This window comes from Phocaeicola massiliensis B84634 = Timone 84634 = DSM 17679 = JCM 13223, from assembly GCF_000382445.1.
Classification (GTDB): domain Bacteria; phylum Bacteroidota; class Bacteroidia; order Bacteroidales; family Bacteroidaceae; genus Phocaeicola; species Phocaeicola massiliensis.
This window is the reverse complement of sequence record NZ_KB905472.1, coordinates 412157-419539: the sequence shown is the minus strand read 5'-3', so window position 1 is coordinate 419539 and position 7383 is coordinate 412157. Positions and strand designations below refer to the sequence as shown.

At 46.1% G+C, this 7383-nt stretch carries 3 protein-coding genes and 1 pseudogene; all 4 read left to right on the top strand.

All coding sequences use genetic code 11. The features are described from left to right. Positions 1 to 41: 41 nt before the first annotated feature. Positions 42 to 2483 (top strand): annotated as a pseudogene (locus tag HMPREF1534_RS17155) (golvesin C-terminal-like domain-containing protein); the annotation flags it as partial. A gap of 88 nt (positions 2484 to 2571) precedes the next feature. Beyond that, on the top strand, positions 2572 to 2904 hold the full coding sequence (locus tag HMPREF1534_RS17160) for a hypothetical protein (RefSeq protein WP_005936219.1): 333 nt from the start codon (positions 2572 to 2574) through the stop codon (positions 2902 to 2904). Continuing rightward, entirely contained in the window at positions 2873 to 4813 is a 1941-nt protein-coding gene (locus HMPREF1534_RS17165) for a YgiQ family radical SAM protein (protein ID WP_018452632.1), read from the top strand. The genes HMPREF1534_RS17160 and HMPREF1534_RS17165 overlap by 32 nt, the downstream gene beginning before the upstream one ends. Before the next feature lie 258 nt (positions 4814 to 5071). Then, positions 5072 to 7276 carry a sodium-translocating pyrophosphatase gene (locus HMPREF1534_RS17170; RefSeq protein WP_005936214.1) on the top strand — a complete coding sequence of 735 codons (2205 nt, stop codon included), beginning with the start codon at positions 5072 to 5074 and terminating at the stop codon, positions 7274 to 7276. Positions 7277 to 7383: the final 107 nt, after the last annotated feature.

Below are 7383 nucleotides of genomic sequence, written 5' to 3'. Positions count from 1 at the left end.
GAAATTAACAAATGTTAATCCCCCAAGAATTACAACTGAGCCCTTATCTTGCCTCTAAAGGATTGGAGGGCAGACACATCGCATTGTGGCAAAGCCATGGAAAATATTATAAAAACAACAAAGGAAGTTGGGAATGGCAACGTCCGCGCTTATTCTGCACCACAGAAGACCTCTTCACACAGTCTTTCGTCGTTCCTTATATCATCCCCATGCTGGAAAACGCCGGTGCCGTCGTCTATACGCCACGCGAACGAGACCGGCAGCGCAACGAAGTTATAGTGGACAACAACACAGTTACGGGAAAAAGCATTTATCTAGAAGAGAAAAGCCGGAAAGGAAAATGGAAAACATCTCCTTTGGCAGGATTCGCCCGAAAACGTTCTGTTTATACAGACGGACAGAATCCTTTCCGGGACGGCACGGCACGCTTTGCCGCAACGGAAAAAAAGCCTGAAAAGGCTTTTGCACAATGGATTCCCGATATTCCCGAAACAGGGAAATATGCCGTATACGTTTCTTATCAGACATTGCCGGGAAGTGTAAGCGATGCCAAATATTTGGTTTTCCATAAAGGCGGAGTGACCGAATTCAAAGTCAACCAGCAAATGGGCGGAGGTACATGGGTTTATCTGGGCACTTTTGAATTCGACAAAGGAACCAACGACTACGGAATGGTAGTATTAAGTAATGAGAGCAAACAAAAAGGAGTAGTGTGCGCCGATGCCGTCCGCTTTGGAGGAGGCATGGGAAATATTTCGAGAGGAGGAAGCATCAGCGGTCTTCCACGCTACCTGGAAGGAGCACGTTATGCAGCACAATGGGCGGGAATGCCCTACGGTATATATAGTCCCGCCGAAGGGAAAAATGATTATACCGACGACATCAACAGCCGCAGCCGGGTTATCAATTACATGAGTGGCGGTTCTGTTTACAATCCGCAGGAACAAGGTTTGGGAGTGCCGTTTGAAATGACTTTCGGACTGCACAGCGATGCCGGCTTCTCCAAAGAAGATGAGCTAATCGGGACATTGGGCATTTATACCACCGGCAGCAATAATGGGAAATTAAACGCCGGAATCTCCCGCTATGCTTCCCGCGACCTGGCAGACATGGTGCTGACCGGACTGCAACGGGATATCTCTGCCGGATTTGGTATTCAATGGCCGCGCCGCAGCCTGTGGAACCGCAATTACAGCGAGACACGCCTGCCGGGTGTTCCATCCATGATTCTGGAACTGCTTTCCCATCAAAACTTTGCCGACCTTAAACTGGGACACAATCCCCGGTTTAAATTCACGGTTGCACGTTCGGTTTATAAATCAATCCTAAAGTATACAGCCACTATGCATGGCACTGACTATGTGGTACAACCATTGCCGGTGAGCAATTTTTCAATAGCCGAAGGAAGCAAGAAGAACACATTCCGTCTGAGCTGGCAGGCAGTAGACGACCCGCTGGAACCTACGGCAAAGGCCCGGGAATACATTGTGTACACCCGTTTGGGACATGGTGGATTCGACAATGGTACGTTGGTTCGCGATACGAAATATACTTTCGAAGCCGAACCGGGACTGGTATACAGCTTCAAAGTCACAGCCGTCAACCGTGGAGGAGAAAGTTTCCCTTCCGAAATTCTGTCGGCCTATAAAGCCAAAAAGAGCAAAGGAACTGTTTTAATAGTAAATGCATTCGATCGCCTAAGCGGTCCCGCTACCATAGAATCGAATTTTATACAAGGATTTGACTTAAAGACAGACCCGGGAATACCTTATATAAGTACACCGGCCTATTGCGGTGCACAACAAAGTTTTGACCGAAGCCGCATCGGACGGGAAACAAAAGACGGACTGGGATACAGTGGCAGTGAGCTGGAAGGAATGCTGATAGCCGGAAACACGTTTGATTATCCTTTCATACACGGCAAAGCCATACAATCCGCCGGAGGATATTCCTTTGTCTCATGCAGCGACGAAGCAGTGGAAAACGGATTCGTCCGACTGACAGACTATCCGGTCACAGACCTCATTATGGGTGCGGAGAAACAGGCATTCTCCCCTATCATGCAACAACTTATCACGGATTATTGCCGCCGTGGTGGAAACATATTGGTCAGCGGTTCTTATATCGGCAGCAACATGAACAGTCCTTCGGCACTCGGCTTTACCGAGAACATACTGAAATACAGTTTTGGCGGAAGCATGGGCGGAAAAACATCAGGCACTATTTACGGTGCCAACACCCATTTTACAATTCCCTGCACCGTGAATGAAAAAACGTATGCCGTACCTGCCCCCGACTGCCTGACTCCTGTCGCACCGGCTTATTCCACATTTATATACACTCCCGGCAATTACAGTGCCGGCATTGCCTACAAAGGCAATTACCGCACTTTCGTATTGGGCTTCCCTTTCGAAAGCATCGAAGGAGTGCAGCAACGGACACGGATAATGAGTGCCATATTAGGTTTCTTCGGAAGCAAATAAGGATTTTCTATGAAAATAAAGAAGCAAATTAGAGGTTATTTCATAAAAACACCTAACTTTGTCCGTATAAACCATTAAAATAAGGACTATGTACACTATACAAACAAATGCCTCAGGCACACGTTGCATGGAAATTTCGGAAGAAAACCTGCAAACAATCGAGAAATACGCTCTATTTCAGCACTTAATAGACAGTAACGGCATTGTAGATGAGTCTGTACTGGAAAAATTAAAACTGAATATACGCTCACTGATTACCAGTGAAGAGGGAAACAACAAAGAGTTGCTCGACCTTTGCATAGATGTAATTTATCATAATAACATGAAAGCCTTCGGGCTTCATCAATTGATTTTGCTCTACATCCGCTGGGAAAAAGAAAAGAATCAGGATGATGAAGAAGGAGGCCAAAAAGAAGAATAAAAAGGATTTGAAAGAACATAAACTTACAGATTGGCTGCCGACAACAAAGAAAGAAGTTGAACTGCGTGGATGGGATGACCTGGATGTTATCTTATTTAGCGGAGATGCGTATGTAGACCATCCTTCTTTCGGACCGGCCGTTATCGGAAGATTATTAGAGGCACAGGGACTAAGAGTAGCCATCGTGCCTCAACCCAATTGGCGTGATGACTTGCGCGATTTCAAAAAGCTGGGACGACCACGTCTTTTTTTCGGTGTATCTGCCGGATGTATGGACAGCATGGTGAATAAGTACACAGCCAATAAACGTTTACGCAGTGAAGATGCTTATACACCGGACGGTCGTCACGATATGCGTCCCGAATATCCCAGCATTGTATATACACAGATTCTTAAAAAACTATACCCGGATGTGCCTGTCATCTTGGGAGGTATAGAGGCTTCCTTACGCCGCGTCACCCATTATGACTATTGGCAGGATTGTGTGCAGAAGTCTATTTTAATAGATTCGGGAGCAGATTTGCTCATTTATGGAATGGGGGAAAAGCCGATTACAGAACTTTGCAGAAGGATGAAAGCACTGACGGCTGCTGCCGGACAGACACACGGGTCTGCTCCTATAGCAGCCGGTCTTCCTGTTCCACATGATATCTTACAAACAGCCTACATAATCCGTAAGGGAGACCCCGTGTGTCCGCTCCAAAACATCAGCACATCATCCGAGCACAGTAAAGAAAAACCGGATATCATCCTCCACTCTCATGAAGAGTGTCTGAAAGATAAGAAGAAACAAGCCGAAAACTTCCGCTTCATCGAAGAGGAAAGCAATAAATACGAAGCTTCCCGCATCCTGCAGGATGTGGGAAACAAGACCGTAGTGGTCAATCCTCCCTACCCTCCCATGACACAGGGCGAACTGGATATGTCTTTCGACTTGCCATACACCCGGCTGCCCCATCCCAAATACAAAGGGAAACGCATCCCGGCTTATGATATGATTAAATTCTCCGTCAATCTCCACCGGGGATGTTTCGGCGGATGTGCTTTCTGTACCATTTCTGCCCACCAGGGAAAGTTCATAGTCAGCCGAAGCAAGGAAAGCATCCTGAAAGAAGTGAAAGAGATTACAGAAATGCCTGATTTCAAAGGTTATCTGAGCGATTTGGGAGGACCGAGTGCCAATATGTATGCCATGCACGGAATGGATGAAAACAAATGCCGCCGTTGCAAACGCCCGTCCTGCATCCATCCCAAAGTATGTCCGAATCTGAATACCGACCATCGCCCGCTGCTCGACATCTATCGCTCGGTAGATGCCATACCGGGAATAAAGAAAAGCTTTATCGGAAGCGGTGTACGTTATGACCTGTTGCAATACCAAAGTAAAGACCCGGCGATAAACCGAAGCACAGCTGAATATACACGCGAGCTGATAGCCAAACATGTGAGCGGACGACTGAAAGTTGCCCCCGAACATACCAGCGATCAAGTATTGCATATCATGCGGAAGCCTTCGTTCGCACAATTCTATGAATTCAAGAAAACATTCGATAAAGTGAACAGGGAGCTGAATCTGAAACAGCAAATCATTCCTTATTTTATAAGCAGCCATCCCGGATGCACAGAAGAAGATATGGCAGAGCTGGCAGTTATCACCAAAAGGTTGGACTTCCATCTGGAACAGGTACAGGACTTCACTCCCACTCCCATGACCATCGCTACCGAAGCCTGGTATACAGGCTATCATCCCTATACTTTGCAACCGGTCTTTTCTGCCAAGACGCAAAAGGAAAAATTGGCGCAACGAATGTTCTTTTTCTGGTATAAACCCGAAGAACGCCGTGCTATCATCAATGAATTACGCAAGATAGGCCGCAGTGACTTGATAGATAAATTGTATGGGAAATAACTATTCCCATACAATTTATTATTTTATCATCCGGATACTTAGATGAATCCGGGTAACTTTATCGCTTGAAACGGTAAAATTCTTCCGCTACCCGAAAAGCCTCCCTCAGGCACCTCCGGCATATTCCATAAACCTGATAACCCACAATATTCCAACTAGTTCTCTTTTTCCCTTAACAAATAAAAAAGTGCTCCTATACCTTTGAATATCACTTATTTTTTTTATCTTTGGGAAGTAACTTCTAAATCAATACTGCGTATGGAAACCTATCTTTTCTGGATTGTACCCATCGCCTCTTTATTGGCGTTGGTACTCGCTTGGTATTTCTACAAACAAATGATGCGTGAAAGCGAAGGAACTCCTACAATGGAGAAAATCGCTCTGTATGTACGTCAAGGCGCCATGTCCTATCTCAAACAGCAATACAAGGTAGTGGGAATGGTATTCCTGGGGCTGGTTATTCTATTCTCCGTTATGGCTTACGGCTTCCATCTGCAAAACGCCTGGGTGCCCGTTGCCTTCCTTACCGGCGGTTTCTTCTCCGGGCTTTCCGGTTTTTTGGGAATGAAGACCGCAACGTATGCTTCAGCACGTACCGCCAATGCAGCCCGTAGCTCTTTAAACAAAGGTTTGCGTATCGCTTTCCGAAGCGGAGCAGTCATGGGACTGGTGGTGGTAGGACTCGGCCTGTTTGATATTTCGTTCTGGTATCTATTGCTGGATAAATGTATTCCGGCAGACGTCATGAATCCATCTGCCAAATTGTGTATCATTACCACCACCATGCTGACATTCGGTATGGGAGCCAGCACACAGGCTTTATTTGCACGTGTCGGAGGAGGAATTTATACCAAAGCAGCCGATGTGGGTGCCGACCTTGTAGGCAAAGTAGAAGCCGGCATCCCCGAAGACGACCCACGCAATCCGGCAACCATTGCCGACAATGTAGGTGATAATGTTGGCGATGTAGCCGGTATGGGGGCAGACTTGTACGAAAGCTATTGCGGCTCGATTCTCGCCACTGCTGCATTGGGGGCTGCTGCCTATATAGGTACAAACGATACAACCATGCAATTTAAAGCTGTTATCGCACCAATGTTGATTGCTGCTGTAGGCATTCTCCTTTCCATTATAGGAATCTTCTCCGTCAGAACAAAAGAAAATGCAGGCATGAAAGAGTTATTAGGCTCACTGGCTGTCGGAACAAACTTAAGTTCTGCTTTAATAGTCGTTGCAACTTTCCTTATCCTTTGGATACTGAATTTACAAAATTGGGTAAATATCTCATTTGCCGTAGTTGTCGGATTGATAGTAGGAATTATCATCGGGCGTTCTACCGAATATTACACTTCTCAATCATATAAACCAACACAACGTTTGGCCGAAAGCGGAAAGACCGGTCCGGCCACCGTAATCATCTCAGGTATCGGGCTGGGTATGGTATCTACCACTATCCCCGTCTTGGCGGTAGTAGTTGGAATTATCCTTTCTTATTGGCTCGCATCAGGTTTTGATTTTGCCAATATTTCCATGGGACTGTATGGTATCGGAATTGCCGCTGTAGGAATGCTTTCCACCTTGGGCATCACTCTTGCTACTGATGCTTACGGTCCGATAGCCGACAATGCCGGAGGCAATGCAGAAATGAGTGGATTGGGTGAAGAAGTGCGCAAGCGCACAGACGCCCTCGATTCGTTGGGTAATACGACAGCCGCAACCGGAAAAGGATTTGCCATCGGTTCTGCAGCGCTCACAGGTCTGGCACTGCTGGCATCATACATAGAAGAAATACGTATCGGACTGACTCGATTGGGACAAACAATTTTAGAACTGCCCAACGGCATTACTGTTGAAGTACACAATGCAAGTTTCACCGATTATATGCTGTACTATGATGTAACACTGATGAATCCGAAAGTTCTTTCGGGAATTTTTATCGGTAGCATGATGGCATTTTTATTCTGCGGACTGACAATGAACGCAGTAGGACGTGCAGCTGCCCACATGGTGGAAGAAGTACGCAGACAATTCCGGGAAATAAAAGGGATTCTGACCGGTGAAGCCGAACCCGACTACGCACGATGTGTACAAATTTCAACCAAAGGTGCACAACGAGAAATGGTATTCCCATCTCTGCTGGCTATTATTGCTCCCATTGCCACCGGACTCTTATTTGGTGTTCCGGGAGTAATCGGACTGCTGATTGGCGGTTTGTCATCCGGTTTTGTTCTCGCCATTTTCATGGCAAATTCGGGCGGTGCATGGGATAACGCCAAGAAATATGTGGAAGAAGGCAATTTTGGCGGCAAAGGCAGTGAAGTACACAAAGCGACTGTCACCGGAGACACAGTAGGAGATCCGTTTAAAGATACATCCGGTCCAAGCCTGAATATACTTATTAAATTAATGAGTATGGTAGCCATCGTTATGGCAGGATTAACCGTAGCCTGGAGTTTGTTCTAAACCGATTACAGTCTCATTTGGTAAGCTTAAATTCCGGTTTTATTAGTATATCAACATATTTTTGTGAAAAAACGTGTTGATATATTATTTTTTTATACCTTTGCAGA

Bases quoted from the DNA above. Each gene is read 5' to 3' on its own strand.
- HMPREF1534_RS17160 (WP_005936219.1), top strand. From the start codon at position 2,572: ATGTACACTATACAAACAAATGCCTCAGGCACACGTTGCATGGAAATT.
- HMPREF1534_RS17165 (WP_018452632.1), top strand. From the start codon at position 2,873: ATGATGAAGAAGGAGGCCAAAAAGAAGAATAAAAAGGATTTGAAAGAA.
- HMPREF1534_RS17170 (WP_005936214.1), top strand. From the start codon at position 5,072: ATGGAAACCTATCTTTTCTGGATTGTACCCATCGCCTCTTTATTGGCG.